The organism is Methylophaga pinxianii, assembly GCF_020447225.1.
Lineage (GTDB): Bacteria > Pseudomonadota > Gammaproteobacteria > Nitrosococcales > Methylophagaceae > Methylophaga > Methylophaga pinxianii.
Genome location: NZ_JAJAEO010000182.1, coordinates 45,304 through 63,071, shown reverse-complemented (window position 1 = coordinate 63,071; position 17,768 = coordinate 45,304). Strand labels below are relative to the sequence as shown.

At 45.8% G+C, this 17,768-nt stretch carries 15 protein-coding genes; 6 read left to right on the top strand and 9 right to left on the bottom strand.

Features of this window, described 5'->3' with window-relative positions:
• Genes LGT40_RS12440 through LGT40_RS12420 form a run of 5 tightly spaced genes read left to right on the top strand, consistent with a single transcriptional unit; the run spans window position 1 to window position 5,184 of the window.
• Window positions 1-999 carry an ATP-grasp domain-containing protein gene (locus LGT40_RS12440; RefSeq protein WP_226072367.1) on the top strand — a complete coding sequence of 333 codons (999 nt, stop codon included), beginning with the start codon at window positions 1-3 and terminating at the stop codon, window positions 997-999.
• Window positions 992-2,035, top strand: a complete 1,044-nt coding sequence (locus LGT40_RS12435) for a hydantoinase/oxoprolinase family protein (protein ID WP_226072370.1) — start codon at window positions 992-994, stop codon at window positions 2,033-2,035. The genes LGT40_RS12440 and LGT40_RS12435 overlap by 8 nt, the downstream gene beginning before the upstream one ends.
• Before the next feature lie 9 nt (window positions 2,036-2,044).
• Complete coding sequence (gene pabB / locus LGT40_RS12430) at window positions 2,045-3,430, top strand: aminodeoxychorismate synthase component I (protein WP_226072372.1); 1,386 nt, start codon at window positions 2,045-2,047, stop codon at window positions 3,428-3,430.
• Window positions 3,431-4,006, top strand: a complete 576-nt coding sequence (locus tag LGT40_RS12425) for an amino acid kinase family protein (RefSeq protein WP_226072374.1) — start codon at window positions 3,431-3,433, stop codon at window positions 4,004-4,006.
• A complete protein-coding gene (locus tag LGT40_RS12420; RefSeq protein ID WP_226072377.1) occupies window positions 4,003-5,184 on the top strand; it encodes a pyridoxal phosphate-dependent decarboxylase family protein in 1,182 nt (393 codons plus the stop codon). Before LGT40_RS12425 ends, LGT40_RS12420 begins: the two co-directional genes overlap by 4 nt.
• On the opposite strand, the gene LGT40_RS12415 is transcribed toward LGT40_RS12420, so the two are convergent.
• From LGT40_RS12415 to LGT40_RS12380, 8 genes are all read right to left on the bottom strand, one after another.
• Window positions 5,159-6,931 carry an SPOR domain-containing protein gene (locus LGT40_RS12415; protein ID WP_226072379.1) on the bottom strand — a complete coding sequence of 591 codons (1,773 nt, stop codon included), beginning with the start codon at window positions 6,929-6,931 and terminating at the stop codon, window positions 5,159-5,161. The two genes, LGT40_RS12420 and LGT40_RS12415, sit on opposite strands and share 26 nt — an antisense overlap.
• An 8-nt stretch (window positions 6,932-6,939) precedes the next feature.
• Window positions 6,940-8,025, bottom strand: coding sequence for a 3-dehydroquinate synthase (gene aroB, locus LGT40_RS12410; RefSeq protein ID WP_226072572.1), 1,086 nt, complete (start codon window positions 8,023-8,025; stop codon window positions 6,940-6,942).
• Complete coding sequence (gene aroK / locus LGT40_RS12405) at window positions 8,025-8,558, bottom strand: shikimate kinase AroK (RefSeq protein WP_226072382.1); 534 nt, start codon at window positions 8,556-8,558, stop codon at window positions 8,025-8,027. Before aroK ends, aroB begins: the two co-directional genes overlap by 1 nt.
• Window positions 8,559-8,651: 93 nt before the next feature.
• Entirely contained in the window at window positions 8,652-10,763 is a 2,112-nt protein-coding gene (locus LGT40_RS12400; RefSeq protein WP_226072386.1) for a type IV pilus secretin PilQ, read from the bottom strand.
• A gap of 52 nt (window positions 10,764-10,815) precedes the next feature.
• Window positions 10,816-11,364: a pilus assembly protein PilP gene (locus tag LGT40_RS12395; protein ID WP_226072389.1), complete on the bottom strand. Its 549-nt coding sequence runs from the start codon at window positions 11,362-11,364 to the stop codon at window positions 10,816-10,818.
• Window positions 11,365-11,372: 8 nt separating this feature from the next.
• Window positions 11,373-11,960, bottom strand: coding sequence for a type IV pilus inner membrane component PilO (locus LGT40_RS12390; RefSeq protein WP_226072392.1), 588 nt, complete (start codon window positions 11,958-11,960; stop codon window positions 11,373-11,375).
• Window positions 11,961-11,962: 2 nt separating this feature from the next.
• On the bottom strand, window positions 11,963-12,523 hold the full coding sequence (locus tag LGT40_RS12385; protein WP_226072402.1) for a PilN domain-containing protein: 561 nt from the start codon (window positions 12,521-12,523) through the stop codon (window positions 11,963-11,965).
• Complete coding sequence (locus LGT40_RS12380; protein WP_226072404.1) at window positions 12,523-13,581, bottom strand: pilus assembly protein PilM; 1,059 nt, start codon at window positions 13,579-13,581, stop codon at window positions 12,523-12,525. The genes LGT40_RS12385 and LGT40_RS12380 overlap by 1 nt, the downstream gene beginning before the upstream one ends.
• 187 nt (window positions 13,582-13,768) lie before the next feature.
• Here LGT40_RS12380 and LGT40_RS12375 point away from each other — a divergent pair, with 187 nt between their 5' ends.
• Window positions 13,769-16,171 carry a penicillin-binding protein 1A gene (locus LGT40_RS12375; RefSeq protein ID WP_226072407.1) on the top strand — a complete coding sequence of 801 codons (2,403 nt, stop codon included), beginning with the start codon at window positions 13,769-13,771 and terminating at the stop codon, window positions 16,169-16,171.
• Window positions 16,172-16,265: 94 nt separating this feature from the next.
• Here the strand turns inward: LGT40_RS12375 and LGT40_RS12370 are convergent, their stop codons facing one another.
• On the bottom strand, window positions 16,266-17,744 hold the full coding sequence (locus LGT40_RS12370) for a M48 family metalloprotease (RefSeq protein ID WP_226072410.1): 1,479 nt from the start codon (window positions 17,742-17,744) through the stop codon (window positions 16,266-16,268).
• Window positions 17,745-17,768: the final 24 nt, after the last annotated feature.

The window sequence follows — 17,768 nt, the reverse complement described above, 5'->3', positions numbered from 1 at the left end:
ATGAATTTAGTCGTCTACGAGCATATCACCAGTGGCGCGTTGAGTGATGAGCAGTTAACCACTTCCCTCGCCCATGAAGGCGAAATGATGCTAGCTGCTATCGTCCAGGATCTTTTACAACTGGGCCAGATTCATATCACTGTGCTTAGAGACAGCCGCCTAAATCAGCCTGATTGGCTCAAAACCTCATCTAATATCACAACAAAAACTTGCGCTAACCGCCAGCAATATGAAAAACACTGGAACAATTGTTTAAAAAATAATTCATATTTTTTACTGATAGCGCCCGAGACCGACAATATCCTGCTGTGCTTACAGCAACAGGTCATCGCCGCAAACAGTATTTATCTCGGCTGTTCAATTGAGGCAACCCAACTTTGTAGTGACAAAAATCAATGCTGTGAGTGGCTGCATCAACAGCACATCACGACGCCAGTGACTTTTTCTGCAGATAATGCTTTATTAGACAAATGCTTGTTAGACCAACCCTATGTGATTAAGCCTATAGATGGCGCGGGATGTCTGAATACTCTCAAATTTGATTCGCTAGAACAAACACGGGAGTATCTGCTAACTCTACCTCCGGATGCACGTAACGGATTAGTTGTTCAGCCATATATTGATGGTCCACCATTAAGTATCAGTTTGTATCTGGATCGGCATCACATTGAATTATTGTCCATTAATCAGCAATTAATTGAACAACAAGCACAACAATTTGTCTTTCATGGGTGTGTAGTAAACACTGTTACGACATCGCAGTTTACTGAACAGCAGGCAATACAGCTTGCGATAGAGGTTGAGCAAGCGATAGCAGGATTGTCCGGTTACGTTGGTATCGACTTCATATTAAGCAAACAGGGTCCGGTTGTGCTGGATATCAACCCTCGATTAACCACTGCGTATGTCAATCTCGCGGCAAATAAAAAACACAACCCCGCCCTGCTGTTATGGCAGCATTTACAACGTTTGCACCAACAAGAAGCATATTATGCATAGACAAGAAAAAGGCTGTTTTACTGGTTGGGATATTGGTGGAGCACATTTGAAGGTGGTCCGCTGTAATAATCAAGGGGAACTGCTACAGGCAATTGAACTGCCCTGCCCGCTATGGCGAGGTAAGGAAGCCCTGCGCAAGGCTATCCGTCTGGCAATTGATACGCTTAACAATGAACTGGATCAGCAACTCGTTACCATGACAGGAGAGCTGGCGGATTGTTTTGCTGACAGAGCATCCGGTGTCTCTGAAATCCTGGCTTGTATTTCTGAATACTTTCCAACCGATCGGGTCTCTGTCTTTAGCAAAAATGGCTGGTTAAGCCAGGATGAAGCTCGCACGCAATGGGATAAAGTAGCTTCTATGAATTGGCTGGCCAGTGCCCAATTAGCCGCTGCAGATTATCCCGCAGCACTACTGATTGATTGTGGCAGTACCACCACGGATATTATCACGCTGAATTATTCCAAACCCCAGTTGACCGCCTATGATGATCAAGGCCGGTTAAAAAGTGGTGAGTTACTGTATACCGGTGTTATCCGTACCCCTTTGATGGCTATCGGGCAGAAGCTGCCGTTTCGTGGAGAGTGGCAAACCATAACGGCTGAATTATTTGCGACCATTGGAGATTGCTGGCGCCTACTGGATAAAATCAGTGCCACACAGATTAATGATAGCAGTGCCGATGGCAATGATTGGCAAACCGAAAACTGCCAACGCAGATTGGCTCGAATGCTGGGAACCGATGCCAATTTGTTTTCTTCTGCAGACTGGCAGAATGTCGCAATATGGTTTGCTGAACAGCAAATCCAGCAGATTCATAATGCCTGTTTGCAGGTATTATCAGCTCATGCTGATCTGGATCAGCAAGCACCAATTATCGGCGCGGGTGTTGGGCGGTTTATCACTGAACAGATCGCAGAGCGTTTGCAACGTCCCTATGTTGATTTCAATAGTCTGCTTGATGGAGATGAAATCGCTGCGGGCTATGCGCCAGCCAGTGCACTTGCCCTTCTAGCCCAGAGGCAGTTCACGTAAAATATTGTGATGACATCTCAACTCCCGCCTTTACGTGCTGAGCTTCCTTATCAAGTAGACAGTGCCACTCTGTTTGCTGCTATTCGCGATCTGCCGTGGGCTGTTTTTCTGGATAGTGCCATTACCGAAGGCGATAATGCCCGCTTCGATATCATGGCGGCCGATCCTTTTATTACCTTGCAGACAACCGGTCAGGCGACGAGGATTGACTATCGTTCTAGCAAAAGCCTGAGTTCGGCTGATGATCCTTTTGGGTTGCTGCAGAATGTTTTGAAACAATACGCTCAACAATCAACTGATCTGCCCTTTTGTGGTGGTGCCATTGGATATTTCAGCTATGACCTTGGTCGCAGAATAGAAAACCTGCCCAGTTTGGCGATAGATTCAGAACAAATACCGGAAATGGCCGTCGGTGTTTATGACTGGGCAATTATTAACGATCACCAACAACAGCGCTGCTGGCTGGTCAGTTATGCTGTTGATCCCTTCACCATTCAGCAATGGTCAGATTTACTCGACCGGCTGCAGCAGATTCCAACAGATGACTCCGCAAGCTTTAAAGTGACTGGCGAACTACATTGCAATATGGATCAACCCGCCTATCAAAAAGCATTTGAGAAAATAAAAACTTATATTACCGAGGGCGACTGTTATCAGGTTAATCTGGCCAAGCGTTACGAAGTAAATGCTGAAGGCGATCCATGGATTGCCTATCAGCAGTTACGAAAGCAGAATGCCGCACCTTTTTCAGCCTTTTTAACAACGCCTCAGGCGGCAGTATTAAGTTCATCACCGGAAAGATTATTACGCGTCAGAAACAATCGGGTGGAAACCAAACCCATTAAAGGTACCCGTCCACGGGATTTACAGAATGCCGAGCGGGACCAGTTACTCGCCCGACAATTACAGGACAGCCTCAAAGACCGCGCTGAAAATGTGATGATTGTTGATTTGCTGCGCAATGATTTGGGTAAGGTCTGCGCGCCAGGTTCCATATCTGTGCCCTCTCCTTTTGCACTGGAGTCATTTGCAACCGTACATCATCTGGTCAGCACCATCACCGGGACGCTGGCTGAAGATCAGGATGCTGTCAGCCTGTTAAGAGCCTGTTTTCCAGGAGGCTCGATCACCGGCGCCCCTAAGTTGCGTTCAATGGAAATCATTGAAGAACTCGAACCACAACGCCGTGGTGTCTATTGTGGCAGCATTGCTTTTATTGGCTTTGATGGCAATATGGACAGCAACATCACAATCCGCACACTGGTATTCAGTGATAATCGTCTGCGTTTCTGGGCCGGTGGTGGAATTGTGGCGGATTCTGAACTGGAAGCCGAATATCAGGAAGTGGCTGATAAAGCAGCCGCCATGCTGGGACTGGTGGAGTCATTACGTTAAATGCATATTGTGAAACTGGGCGGCAGTCTGTATGAGACCGCTGAGCTCGTGTTCTGGTTAAAACTACTGGCTGACACGGCAATGAATGATTCCGTGGTGATTGTTCCGGGTGGTGGACCTTTTGCCGATACGGTGCGTGAGGCTCAATCCCGGCATAAATTTGATGACCAACATGCTCATCATATGGCACTGCTGGCGATGGCCCAGTATGGAATCATGTTACATGCCTTGTTACCCAGCGCGGTTTTGATTAACACGCCAGCCGAAGTCTCCAATACCTGCCAAATGTCTATATGGTTACCAGACGCTCAATTACTGCAGGTCGATGAACTGATACCAAGCTGGCATATCACTTCTGATAGCCTCGCCTTATGGTTTGCCCAGCAACTTCCAAACAGTCGATTGAGCTTGATCAAACGTATTAATCCCAATACGGGTGATATCACAGTGTTAACTGAAAAAGGCATTATCGATCAGGGGTTTAATTCTCTATTTAAAAGAAAGCCCTTACCGTCACAGTTGATTCATTATCAAACCCCGAACCAGTTTCCTGACAACGGGCTTGTGCTCAAATGAGGCAGGCAAAATCGCATGCCATGGATTCCCTGTCCGGTTTAGTGCGTCAATATCTACAGCAGATGGATATCGATACTAATAAGCTGCATCCCATATCTGAAGATATTGATAGCTTGTTGCGCACAGGAAAGCGTCATAGCCAGGCAAACTGGGCAGCCCACATGACCCCAGCGGTAAGCCAGCTAGCAGCGCTTGGCCAGCTTGTAGCCGCCCTGCATCAAGGTAATTTATTATCTGTCGAACTCTATCCGGAGCTTCACCAGATTGAGAAAACAATCTTTGATTTTTTCTGCCCCTTATTTGGCCAGAAAACTGGCCATGCCACACACGGTGGCAGCTATGGCAATCTTGATGCTCTGTGGCAGGCCCGTAAAAAATTCGGCAACGTTTCTAATCAGGTATATGCCAACGAATATTGTCATTATTCGGTAGCAAAGGCATGTGACATTTTAGGCCTGCAGTTACAGTTGATACCAGCCAATTCGTCTCAGCAGATGGATGTTGAGGCACTGAAACGTGCGTGTAGTCAGAAAACACCCATGGCGATTGTCGCTACAGCCGGAACCACCAGTAGTGGCCAGCTGGATGATATCAATGCTATCAAGGCAATAATTGAGCACTCAGCGAGCTGGTTGCATATTGATGCTGCCTGGGGGGGATTTTTAAGTTTGATCGATAACAGTCCACTCACAGCAAAAGTGTTAGGCCAAGCTGATTCGGTCTGTTTTGATCCACATAAAAGTTTAGGTCAACCACGCCCATGTGGATTATTGATGTATCAGCAATCGCTAAAAGCCAGTGCGGTATCAGCACATTATTTGGCTCATACGCCGCGTGATACATTAACGGGATCTTACGGTGCAGAACTTTTGCTGCCACTCTGGCTGACCATCAAAACTCTGGAAAAAACCGGTTTAGCCCATCAACTTGAAACACAACTTGAGCAAGCCGGACAATTTGCTGAAGCGCTCAATGAGTGGTCAGGATGGTGGGTTCAAAACTCCCCTACCGGTGTTGTTTGCTTTGAAGCCCCACAACATAAAAACTTATCCAGCTTGGTTGAAAGCGGGATCTTTTCAATAACTGAACTTGCCGGTCGCAGCGTTTACCGAGCCGTATTTGCCAGCCCATCGACAAGACATGAAGCCTTGATTAACGATCTGGTGCCTTTTCGATAATCTGTTTTTGCACCCCATCATAACGTCGTAACCATGGGGATAATTTGTTTAAAGGTGACGCCCATTGTTTGCTGTCTCTTATTGCAACCTGCTTTGAGGGGTAGACACCATAAATCAACGCATACCAGACTTTATCTTCTCGCAGACTTTCGAACACCGCCACATTGCCAGTGAGTGAATATTTTTTCACAAAGCTGTCGACTTCGTCCCTATCCCATGTCCCCATTAACTGGAACGTAAAGGCCTTGGCAGACTGTTGCATAACCCAGTCTTTATCTTTCAATGTTGTATCTGCTAAAACCTCTAATTTAGGCTGCGTTTTCACTGAGTCGGTTGGTGAGATCAGCTCGACAGGCTTGAGTTCTTGGGTCGGAGTCGGAGTCGGAGTCGGAGTCGGAGTCGGAGTCGGAGTCGGAGTAACATCATCCTCATTTGATGTTTCTGCTACTGTGTTTTCCCCCTCCTCGATTGAATCGTCAGACATTTCAGTCTCTTCACCTGAAGAAGCTTCGCTCGTCACCGCACTCGGCAAGGATAATTCATTGACTTTGGCATCATTAATTGCTGGTTCGGCTTCAGAATCGTTGGTTGATGTTAATTCGATGATGGAAGCTTGTTCTGCCTCTATCTCTTCACTGACCAATAAGTCAGCTTCACTAGCCGGCTCTTGCTCTACTTCTATGCCGGGTTCTGAAGCTGCAATATCCTGTTCCAACTCTTCGACTAATTCCACTAACTCCTGACGGTCAGCTTCTGCCACACTGGTGAAATCTTCCGGCTCATCCACAATTACCATAGGTAAATCTTCCGTTAGATTATCCATGTTGACAACATCATCTTCTATGACATTTTTATCGGCCACAAACCAGTTATTGATCTGTTGCTGATACACAAGAATCAAGGCTAATAAAACGCCCAACGGAACGAATGCAAACCCTTTATGCCATTTAAAGGGCACGGCAGGCAGTTTGAAACTTACAGCAGGAACCTGAAACGGATTGCGCTTGCCTTGCCCTAATAAAAATTGATGTGCCAGATGATTTAATTTTGCTGGAATCCCGGCTGATTGACGATGAAATCGTAATAATGCTTTCTGATTAAACGGGCTGTCACCATTGAAACCCACGCCTTGCAGTCGTTGCAGTAAATATGCCGCTGTTTCTTGCTGGGGAATGGGACTAAGCATCAAAGCTTGTATACGGTCATTCTCAACCACCAGTGCATCAGCTTTGATATCTGTCAGTACGGCACGCCACAGATACTTTTCGTCGTGCTGCCAGTCAAACCATGCTGTTACTTGCTGTCGTACAGGTTCAGCCAGTTTACTGACATCATCAATAAACAAAACGGGTCGTATATGTAAGGCTTGAAGTTGTTGTAACCGTTGCTTTAACAGTTGCAGGTTGTTACTGCCCAAAGTACTTTCCTGCGGAGCACCAAAAAACTGTAAACAACGACTGACCAAGAATTGAATGGTCAATGAGGCTTCTGCCTGAATAAAACAAAAACGCAAATCATCACCGCCCAAATGCATTAAAGCTTTTAGCGCAGTAGTTTTACCCAGTCCAATTGGGCCATAAAGTAATGGAATTTTATCGCTGGCGCGAAGTAAATGCAGAACCAGATCAAGACGCTGTTTTATTTCCGGCCCCAAATATAGACCGTCTTCCCCAACCTCAGCACTAAACGGATTCGCCTGTAGGGCTAATCTTGAAATATATTTTGGTTCTGCTGCCGCTGCAGTCATTACATTACTCAATTTCCAACAGTAAATTTAGCCAAAGTTGTTGCCAAGGCATGACTGTCATAGTCATCGGAAATAATCGCCTCACCAATATCATGCAATAGCACTAAACGAATCTGTCCATCCTGAACTTTTTTATCCACCGCCATCAACTCCATAAAGTCTGCAGAGCTTAATTGACCCGGGACAGTGATCGGTAAATTTGCCGCTGTCATAATGTCACGAATACGATTGACTTTATCTTCACTGAGCCACCCCATACGTTGTGACAGATCGGCTGCCATCACCATACCAATAGCAATGGCTTCTCCATGCAGACAATTGCCATACCCGGATCCCGTTTCAATTGCATGACCAAAGGTATGGCCAAGGTTTAGCAGAGCTCTGACACCTTGTTCTCTTTCATCATCGGCCACAATTGTGGCTTTATCCTGACAGGAGCGAGCAATCGCCTGTGCCAATGCCGCTGAGTTCCGTGCCACCAGCAAGGCCATGTTCTGTTCCAGCCATTCAAAAAACTCGGCATCATTAATCAAACCATACTTGATGACTTCAGCCAGACCGGAAGAGAACTGTCGATCGTCCAGGGTGTTTAATGTGGCGGTATCTGCCAGCACACATTGCGGTTGGTAGAACGCACCTATCATATTTTTGCCTAATGGGTGGTTAACCGCTGTTTTCCCCCCCACTGAAGAGTCCACCTGTGACAGCAATGTGGTCGGAACCTGGATAAATGGTACACCCCGTTGGTAACAAGCTGCTGCAAATCCTGCCATATCACCAATAACCCCTCCACCCAAGGCAATAATGGTGACCTGACGTGATAACCGGGACTCTAACAAGCGATCAAAAATCTGCTGCATGATGGTCAGCGTTTTATATTGCTCACCATCCGGCAAAATCGACACTTCAACGCGATAATCACTTAATGCTGCTTTTACCGTTTCTAGATACAGTGGCGCCACTGTTTCATTGGTCACGATCAGCACTTCTTTGCCCCGAATATGTGCTGTAAACAAGCTGCTTTCGGAAAGCAAATTCTCGCCGATATAAATAGGGTAACTGCGCTCACCGAGTGCAACCTGGAGTGTATTCATCATAGTTCGCTATCTTTAGTTTTTAATTGTTGTAGTTGTTTGATAACGGCATTCACAGTTCGGGTGACAGATTGATCACCCGTTTGCAAAACCACATCCGCCACCTCACGATATAAGGGATCGCGTTGAGCCATAAGTTGCTTAATTTGCTGACGGCGATCACCAACTTGCAATAATGGGCGGCTGGTATCTCGAGAGGTACGACGGTATAACTGCTCTGCTGTTGCGGCCAGATATACAACTTTACCACGTGCCAGGTTACGTCTGTTTTCCTCGGCCAGTACCGCTCCCCCGCCGGTCGCCAACACGATATTTTGCATTGCGGTCAGTTCATCAATAATTTTTTGCTCACGCTCCCGGAACCCCGCCTCACCTTCCATTTCGAAAATCCACGAAATGGAAACGCCCGTGCGTTTTTCAATCTCACGATCACTATCATAGAACTTGAGATGCAACTTTTTGGCTAGCTGTCTACCAATGGTCGACTTCCCTGACCCCATCGGTCCCACCAGAAATATATTACCTGAAATCACGCGGCTTATGACTCAACTGTTTATCATGAAAAAAAACCGGATCGACAGGCCTTAGTCGATCCGGTTTTTTTATGTTAACCGAAAAAGCTGGATTTAATAATCCATACCTTCCTTAATAATTTTGGGTGTCACAAACACCAGCAACTCACGTTGGCGATTTTCATTTAAATCGGTTTTGAACAAAAACCCGACATAGGGCAAATCACCAAAAAACGGAACACGAGTGGAAGATTGTGTTGAGGTTTGTTCATATATCCCCCCCAGTACAACAGTTTCGCCATTATCCACTAATACCTGCGTGCGAACACTCCGCGTATCAATGCTGGGAACACCCAGGAAAATTTCACCCACTTCATCTTTATTGACTTCCAGATCCATCACAATACGGTCATCGGGCGTAATCTGTGGGGTGACATCCAGTTTAAGTAAAGCTTCTTTAAACGAAACCGATGTGGCGCCACTTGATGAAGCTTCCTGATACGGGATTTCTGTACCTTGCTCGATAGTCGCCTGCTTCTGATTGGAAGTAATTACACGAGGACTGGAAACAATTTCACCCTTACCCTCTTCCTGCATAGCTGATAACTCCAACTCCAGCACGGCGCCCAACGGTAATTTCGCTAAAGCCAAAGCAATGGTACCTGCCGGATTCGCCACCGGTAAATTCACATTTAAATCCTGGCCACGGACACCTGTTGAATTAGTGGGTCTCACTGAATCTGAATTGTTGGCTGGCACCTGAAGCCCTTCAAGAGTACCTGATGTGCCAGCGCCAAGTGTGCCGCTTTCAGCTGAAGAACCAAACCGCACCCCCAGCTCTTTCGCAAAATCATTATTTGCTATAACAATTCGGGATTCAATTAATACCTGACGCACGGGGATATCCAGCTTCTCAATTAACTTACGTACATCCGCCAGATTTGTTGCCGTATCGCGGAGTAATAGGGAGTTCGTACGTTGGTCAACCACCACGCTGCCACGGTCAGAAAGAAATCCCCCTGCGGTGCTGCCGGCTGTACTTTGCCCCTGCGTTGTGGTCAAAATCTGGGCCAATTCACTCGCTTTGGCAAAGTTGACTTCAAAAATTTCTGAGTACAGTGGCTCTAATTCAACCAATTGTTTTCTGGCCTCGAGTTCCTGCTTTTCTCGAGCCGCAATTTCCGCTGCAGGTGCAATCAGCATGACATTGCCACTCTGACGCATGCCTAATCCTTTGGTTTTCAGGATAATATCCAGTGCCTGATCCCAAGGAACATTTTTCAACCGCAATGTCAGATTCCCGGTCACAGTATCACTGGTGACAAGATTCATCCCGTTAAAATCAGCAAGTAACTGCAATACAGCGCGCACTTCAATATTCTGAAAATTTAATGACAGTTTCTCACCTTCATAACCAAACTCGGTTTCAGCATCAGCGGTACTTTGTTCAGCTACCGGTTTAACTTCGACCACCAGCATATCGCCAGATTGATAGGCCAGGTGTTCAAATTTGCCAGTGGTTGTTAACACCAGACGGGTGCCATCGGCCGTTTGAGTACTGTCAATCAAATTAACCGGCGTCGCAAAATCCATAACATCCAAACGACGTTGCAATTTGTCCGGTAAATTAACACCGGGTAAATCCACCACTAAATCGCCACGCTCACGACGCACATCAAGCGAGGTATTTTCATTACGTAACTTCACCATCAGCTTGGCTTCGCCTTGCTCGCCACGGCGAAAATCAATATCCAGGACTGAATTTCCAGCTTGTGTAGAGGCTGCCGCACTGGAGGTTGTACTTGGTGTTGAGCTTACGACGGACGTATTGTCATTTAACATGACCTTGACCACATTGCCTTCGACTTCAACCTGATAGGGTAATTTGCGTAATAAATTGATAACCATACGGGTACGTTCACCCGCTTCAACGGTAGCAATACTACGGGTTTGCCCACTGTTTATCTGTTTTGTGGTTTCACTTAATTTATTGCTGACACCTCTAAAATCAAGAACGATGCGAGCGGGCTCATCGGTGGCAAAACTTTCTGGTGTTTCGACGGCTTCCGAGAAAGTCAGTGTCACCAGACCTTTGTCACCTGAAAGTGCTGAATAATCGAGAGATTGCAATTCATTAGCTGAAGCAAGACCACTGACAAGCATTAATGAGAGCATTGCCAGACTTGACCGCCACCGTTGAAATAAATTCTTATCCGGGTCTGCCATGAATTGTCGCCGTGTGATTGTCATTCCGTATTTACTCATCATTTTCTGGCCCTTAATTTATCTCTACGACGGATACTGTCGTCTCACGCTCGTTATAGCCGTTACCTTCAGGTACGATCTCTTTTAATGTCAGATAGGTTTCGTTGATCGCAATAATTTGTCCATGGTTCATCCCCATGTAATTCCCCACTTGCACACGATGTATCGTGCTGTCGGGTGCCCGAATCAATGCCCAAAGTGTGTCTTGCTCTAACGTACCGACGTATTGCAAATCAGAAAGTGAATAACTTTCTAACAGTTCTTTCATACGGTTTTCATTTGGTGTAATGCCATTTTCAATTTCTTGTTCTGTTTCAGGCTCAGCAGGCACATCAATCACAGTTGGAACAAATGGATCGCGTAAATCAGCCGCAGCATAGCTGAATTTTTCATAGGGCTTCATAACTGGAATTGGCGGAATATCGACTTGCTGACGGGCTTTTACTTCTTCTACATAATTTTGCAGATCATCTTTATTTGAATCACAAGCTGTCAGCAGTATGGCCATTGAGATCAGCAACAACTTATGGAGGAAGGATTGAGAGGTGATAGTAATGTTCATGACCCGTATCATTTCCCTTGCTCATCAAAGTAACGATAGGTTTTGGCCGTCACATCCATGGTCATATTGCCATCTGTCGTTAAAGGTCCCATCTTGAAATTATGCAACGTCACAATACGAGGTAAAGCGGCAATGCCACTGACAAATTCAGCAAACTGATGGTAAGAGCCTGTTACTCGCATGGTAATGGGCAATTCGATATAAAAATCAATTGGACGCTCTTCCTCGGGTTTGAATAACTCAAACTCAAGCCCATTGACCAAGCCGGTACGGGAGATATCAACCAGCAGATCTGCTACTTCGCTTTTTCTGGGCAATTGTTGCAACATGGAAGCAAAAGACACCTCCATCTCTTTCATCTGTTCTTTGTATGCCTCGAGATTGACTGCTTTGCTCTGTTTTATCTCAAAACTGGTTCTTAGTTCGATTTCGGTTTGCTCTAGTCGCGCAAGTTCAGCACGTTTATCTTTAATTAAAAAGTAATAGCCCCCACCCCAAATAACCGCACAGATCAGCAACGCGGCAACAATTTTTCCAATCAGCGGCCATTCGCCACTTTCATTAAAATCAATATCATTAACTGATGGGATATCCACAACTATTGCTCCTCATCCGTTTCGGGTTTGGACTCTGTCACTTCCAAAGTAAATTGACGAATGGCATCATCACGGGAGGATGTACGCTGCACAACACGAAGCTTCGATTCACTGAACTCTGGATCATTATCAAGTTGATTCATAAATACCGAGACTCGAGCATTGGTCTGCGCCACTCCCTGCACAATTAATTTATCGCCCTCTCGGCTTAAAACTTGAAGATGAATTCCTTCAGGAACAGTTCTCACCAGAGAATCGAACACTTTCACTACTTTAGGACGGCTTTGTTGTAAATCCTGAATGACCTGCATTCTGGCTAATAAACGATCCCGTTTTTTCTCAAGGTCTTGAATTTCCTTGATTTGAATATCTAATTTGGCAATTTCCTGTTGCAGATAAGTATTACGCTGAGTTTGCTCGTCCAGCAGCCCGTTCATATAGCTGGTGATGATATAAAAAACCACAATTGCAAATGCCAGGGTGATCCCCATCGCAACATAAAACTGTTGCTGTCTTTCCTGACGTTTTTCTTCACGCCATGGCAGTAGATTGATATGTGCCATTAGTCAAAGCTCCTCATGGCCAGCCCACACGCTATCATCATGGATGGGGCATCATTACTTAATGCCTGAACTTTCACTCGTGAGCCTAGGGCCATATCAGTGAAGGGATTGGCTACCGATGTTGATGTGCCCGTCTCTGCCTCGACAATCTGATCGACACCTTCAATTGAGGCACAACCACCGGCAAGAATGATGTGATCAATTGATTGATATTGGCTGGAAGCAGAAAAGAAAAATTGCAGGGCTCGCGTGATAGTAACCGCCATGGAACGTTTAAACGGCTCAAGTACTTTTGGAAGATAATCGTCGGGCAGACTGCCATCTTTTTTGGCACGGCCAGCTTCCTGATAAGACATGCCGTAATAACGTTCGATATCTTCGGTCAGCATTCGGCCACCAAAGGTTTGCTCACGTGTGAACACAATTTTGCCATTTACCAAAACATGCAGCGTGGTGACGTTAGCACCGACATCAGCCACAGCAACGGTTAAACCATTACCTTGATTGGGTAATTGTCTGGCAATTAATGAAAATGCATTTTCTACGGTGTAGGCTTCCACATCAACTAAGCGTGGCTTTAAGCCTGCTTTTTCCAATACGGCTGTTCGTGCATCAACATTTTCTCGGCGTGAAGCGGCTAACAAAACATCGACGGCATCAGCATCCGCAGCAGATGGACCCAAAATTTCAAAGTCGAGCCGGACTTCGTCAAGTGGATAAGGAATATAATTTTCAGCTTCCAGCATCACATTCTCTTCCATATCGCGTTCCGATATAGAAGCAGGAAAAGAAACCACTTTGGTAATGGCTGAATTTGCCGAAACGGCTACAGCGGCGTCTCTCGATTTGGTACCGGAACGTTTCACTGCACGCTTTATCGCACCAGCCACTTCGTCACTGTTTTCAATACGACCTTCGACCACAGCATTTACAGGTAATGGCTCGACCGCATAGGATTCAACGGTGTAGCGATCACCCCGTTTATTGAGTTCCAACAGCTTCACTACTGAAGAACTGATGTCTATCCCTAGTAAAGGGGATTTTTTACGTCCAAACATGCATCGCCCCAATTCCATCGAAATGATGTGTGAAGTACACTTATCTTTGTAAGTTAAAGTAGTTTATTAACAATTGCCAGGATGTCAACAACTAAAATGTGACGATTTCCCAAAATTGCATTAACTGGCATTATTACGTGGTTTATATATACTCTACGGTTTTAATTTATGCGAACGAAATAATCCAATGTCGCGACTTGTGTCACGCCTTTTCATATGGGGCTTTACCTTTTTTATAGCTGGACTGCTGTTCGTCGCTGTAGCCTACCTGTTTCTTTCACCCAAACTCCCAGATGCTGAATCATTACGCACGGTTCAGTTACAAATACCCTTACGTATTTTTAGTGAAGAAGGCCTGCTGATGGCTGAGTTCGGTGAAAAACGCCGTATTCCTGTCACCTATGAAAACATTCCTCCAAAGCTTATTGAAGCTTTTCTTGCCGCAGAAGATGACCGCTTTTTTGAGCATCCTGGCGTCGATTATCAGGGTCTGATTCGCGCCGCATACTCCTTAGCGCTTACAGGAGAAAAGGCACAAGGCGGCAGCACCATTACCATGCAGGTGGCACGTAACTTTTTTCTCAGTAACGAAAAAACCTATTTACGCAAAATCAATGAAATTATTCTGTCTCTGGAAATTGAAAACACCCTGACCAAAGAAGAAATTCTGGCGTTATATCTGAATAAAATATTTCTCGGTCATCGTTCCTATGGTGTGGGCGCAGCAGCTGAAGTCTACTATGGAAAAAAGTTGGAAGATTTAACGCTGGCACAAATGGCTACCATCGCCGGATTGCCAAAAGCCCCCTCCACCACCAACCCGATTACCTCACCTGAAAGAGCACTGGATCGTCGAAATTATGTTTTGAGGCGTATGCTGGATGTGGGCTATATTTCACAGTCTGAATATCAGGAAGCGGTAAAAGAAGAAGTAAGTGCACGCTATCATGGAAGGGAAATAGAGGTCTATGCTCCTTATGTTGCAGAGATGGTGCGAACCTACTTGGTTGCTGAGTATGGTGAAGAATCCTATGAAAAGGGTCTTCGTGTATACACCACCATCAAAGCCAAACATCAGCAGGCAGCAACGAAAGCATTGCAAGATGCATTGTTAGCATATGACAAACGCCATGGTTATCGGGGCCCCGCAGCCAAAGTTGATTTAAGTGAATTACCGGATTTGGCAGCTTCAGAACTTCACCTGAAAGATTTTGCAATAATTGGCTCTATCAGTCCTGCGTTGGTGTTGAGTATTGAAAACAATACGGCTCAGGTATTTGTAAAACGCCATGGCCAAATTGAATTACCTTTTACAGCAGTAGACTGGGCACAACCGCAACTCAGCGCCAATAGTATGGGTAAAAAGCCGCAAACCATTTCTGACGTTTTGGCGGTAGGCGATATTATCTACCTGCGAGCATTAGAAGAAGATGCCTGGCAACTGACCCAAATACCGGAAGCACAAGCTGCATTTGTCTCTTTGGCGCCTGAAGATGGGGCAATTACCTCGCTACAGGGTGGCTTTGATTTCTTTCAAAATAAATTCAATCGTGTCACTCAATCCAAACGTCAACCTGGATCAGGTTTCAAACCCTTTGTGTACTCAGCAGCATTGGAAAAGGGCTATACCGCTGCCACCGTTGTAAATGATGCACCAGTAGTGTTTGATGATCCGGGTCTGGAAAATGTATGGCGTCCTGAAAATTACAGTGGACGTTTTTTTGGCCCGACCCGTTTGAGAGAAGCTCTCACCCACTCACGAAATTTAGTTTCTATCCGTCTGTTAAGAGATATCGGTATTCCCTATACTGTGGATTACGTTCAGCGGTTTGGTTTCAAACCTGAGCAAGTTCCCCCCAATCTCTCCATCGCCTTGGGAAGTGGTAACGCGGCACCTTTAGACATGGCCCGCGCTTATGCCACGCTCGCTAATGGCGGTCACTTAATAGATCCCTATGTTATCTCTCGAGTTGAAAATACCGCCGGCGAAATCCTGATGCAGACTAAGCCAAAAAAAGTCTGTGACAGTTGTGCAATGGCTGCTCTGGAGATGAGTGAAGAAGAAGCAATCATGCAGTCTGAACTATTAGGCTTTACGCCTGCTCCACAAGTGATCACACCGCAAAATGCCTATATTGTGAACAGTATGTTAAGGGATGTTGTGAAGTACGGTACTGGTCGTCAGGCGTTAAGTTTAAACCGGAATGACTTGGCCGGAAAAACCGGAACCACCAATGATCAACTTGATGCCTGGTTTAATGGTTACACACCGGATTTAGTCGGCATTGGCTGGGTCGGATTTGATAACCCGCGTACATTGGGTCGGTACGAAACAGGTGGAAGAGCCGCCTTACCAATGTGGATTGATTTTATGCGTGTCGCGCTTGAAGATCAGCCTGAAAAAGACTTTATTCAACCTGTAGACATGGTCACCGTTCGCATCGATCCCGAAACCGGACTATTGGCACGTCCAGGCGACACCAATGCTATTTACGAGACATTCCACAAAGATAATGTGCCAACGATGCGTGGCGGCAGTGGCCCGGGTGCTACACAGAATCAGGATGATTCACTTATCGAGCTGTTTTAAAGAGTTACGCCTTTCCGGATAACACAAGTTTCCGGGTAGAAGATGGAATTAGAGCACAATTATAAATGAGCTAAAAGCCGCATTCGATAATCCCTTAACGAATACGTTTCGCCCATTGTCCAGGTTCTAACTCAGCATTGGGATAGTCACCATTCAATAACCGTAACTGTTGTATGGGGCTGTTACTGATTCGAGTGTTTGCTGCCCAGCTGGCATAACTGTCGCCACTGCCAACCCGAACGACTTCAATACGTTGAGCTTTAGCAAGATGTTTTTCGTCCTCACGAAGCGCATGAAAACTCATCACTGTTTGACGGAAGTTCGCATCAAAAGTCTTGAAGTCACCCGCTGCCTTCGTAGTAGCAATAAAAATATAAGCCTGTTCACGTAAATAGATAACAGCAACACGAACTGGTTTGCCCTCAGCTACTGCCAATCCGGTATATCCCTCAAGACCATTGGTAGAAAATGGTTCACCGTTTTGCAGATCATTAATATTCAACCGATCCTGAATAAATTCGGCAGGGGTCTGTTTGCGATTAAGATCGGCGGCGCCCATTTCAATGATGGCTAAACCTTCTGGCGCAACACCACGTAGACTGGTTGGATTATTTTGAATATGCCAATTTGCAGGAAAACTCAATGCAAACTGCATGTCGCCATGATAAAAATTTCTGCCGGAACGAATCCCCTGGGATTCGCTATCACCAAACACCATGCCATCAATACGCTTCAGATATTGCTCTACGCCTTCTTCACCGCCAGCAGTGGTTTTATACTTATCTGCAGCTTTGACGACTTCCTGCAAACGGGTGTCATTGTCGGGATGGCTGGCAAACAAACCATGATAACCTTGCGCTTCCTGACCTTGCTTTTTCGCTTCGGCTGACGCAAATGTGGCCTGATCTTTTAACACTCCAATGACTTCAATCATCGCCTGCGGATCATATCCGGCACGCGCCAGATATTCAGCTCCCAGTCTATCTGACTCTAATTCATGTTCACGACCATAGCCACTCAGCAGCGCTCCACCAAAAACATTAAATAAATCCTGGGCGCCGGCAGTCCGTAATCCAGGTAATAAAATTGCGCCGAGGGTGTACCCGAGATTAGCCGCCTGTGAGGCACTTTGCTGACGCACTCCATGTCTGGCCGTAACATGTCCTATTTCGTGCCCCAATACCGCTGCCAACTCCGCTTCAGAGTTGAGGTAGGACATCATGCCGCGCGTGATATAAATGTACCCGCCAGGTAACGCAAAAGCATTGATTACCGGCGAGTCTAAAATGGTAAAACGATAGACCAGATCATCACGATGACTAATAGCAGCTAGTCTTTGCCCCACATCCTGAACATATCTTTGTAGCGCTTCATCTTCATAAAGCCCATATTCTTTAATGATCTGTGGATGGTAAGTTCGCCCCATTTCCAGTTCAGCGCTTTCACTGAACATGACAAAGTCATGACCACCGGTCACGGGGTTTTGTGCACAACCAGAAACAAGTCCCAGAAACAACAAAGCCCCTGTCAATCGACAGAGGCTTTTGTATGTCATGTTGATGATATTCATCATTACCTTCGGCTTGTAACCCGGAAG

What these genes read in the sequence shown, in the direction of transcription:
- LGT40_RS12425 (WP_226072374.1), top strand. Translation starts at nt 3,431, where the DNA reads ATGCATATTGTGAAACTGGGCGGCAGTCTGTATGAGACCGCTGAGCTC.
- LGT40_RS12370 (WP_226072410.1), bottom strand. Translation starts at nt 17,744, where the DNA reads ATGATGAATATCATCAACATGACATACAAAAGCCTCTGTCGATTGACA.
- LGT40_RS12385 (WP_226072402.1), bottom strand. Translation starts at nt 12,523, where the DNA reads ATGGCACATATCAATCTACTGCCATGGCGTGAAGAAAAACGTCAGGAA.
- LGT40_RS12400 (WP_226072386.1), bottom strand. Translation starts at nt 10,763, where the DNA reads ATGGCAGACCCGGATAAGAATTTATTTCAACGGTGGCGGTCAAGTCTG.
- LGT40_RS12415 (WP_226072379.1), bottom strand. Translation starts at nt 6,931, where the DNA reads ATGACTGCAGCGGCAGCAGAACCAAAATATATTTCAAGATTAGCCCTA.
- aroB (WP_226072572.1), bottom strand. Translation starts at nt 8,025, where the DNA reads ATGAATACACTCCAGGTTGCACTCGGTGAGCGCAGTTACCCTATTTAT.
- LGT40_RS12440 (WP_226072367.1), top strand. Translation starts at nt 1, where the DNA reads ATGAATTTAGTCGTCTACGAGCATATCACCAGTGGCGCGTTGAGTGAT.
- LGT40_RS12435 (WP_226072370.1), top strand. Translation starts at nt 992, where the DNA reads ATGCATAGACAAGAAAAAGGCTGTTTTACTGGTTGGGATATTGGTGGA.
- LGT40_RS12375 (WP_226072407.1), top strand. Translation starts at nt 13,769, where the DNA reads ATGTCGCGACTTGTGTCACGCCTTTTCATATGGGGCTTTACCTTTTTT.
- LGT40_RS12380 (WP_226072404.1), bottom strand. Translation starts at nt 13,581, where the DNA reads ATGTTTGGACGTAAAAAATCCCCTTTACTAGGGATAGACATCAGTTCT.
- LGT40_RS12420 (WP_226072377.1), top strand. Translation starts at nt 4,003, where the DNA reads ATGAGGCAGGCAAAATCGCATGCCATGGATTCCCTGTCCGGTTTAGTG.
- LGT40_RS12395 (WP_226072389.1), bottom strand. Translation starts at nt 11,364, where the DNA reads ATGAACATTACTATCACCTCTCAATCCTTCCTCCATAAGTTGTTGCTG.
- pabB (WP_226072372.1), top strand. Translation starts at nt 2,045, where the DNA reads ATGACATCTCAACTCCCGCCTTTACGTGCTGAGCTTCCTTATCAAGTA.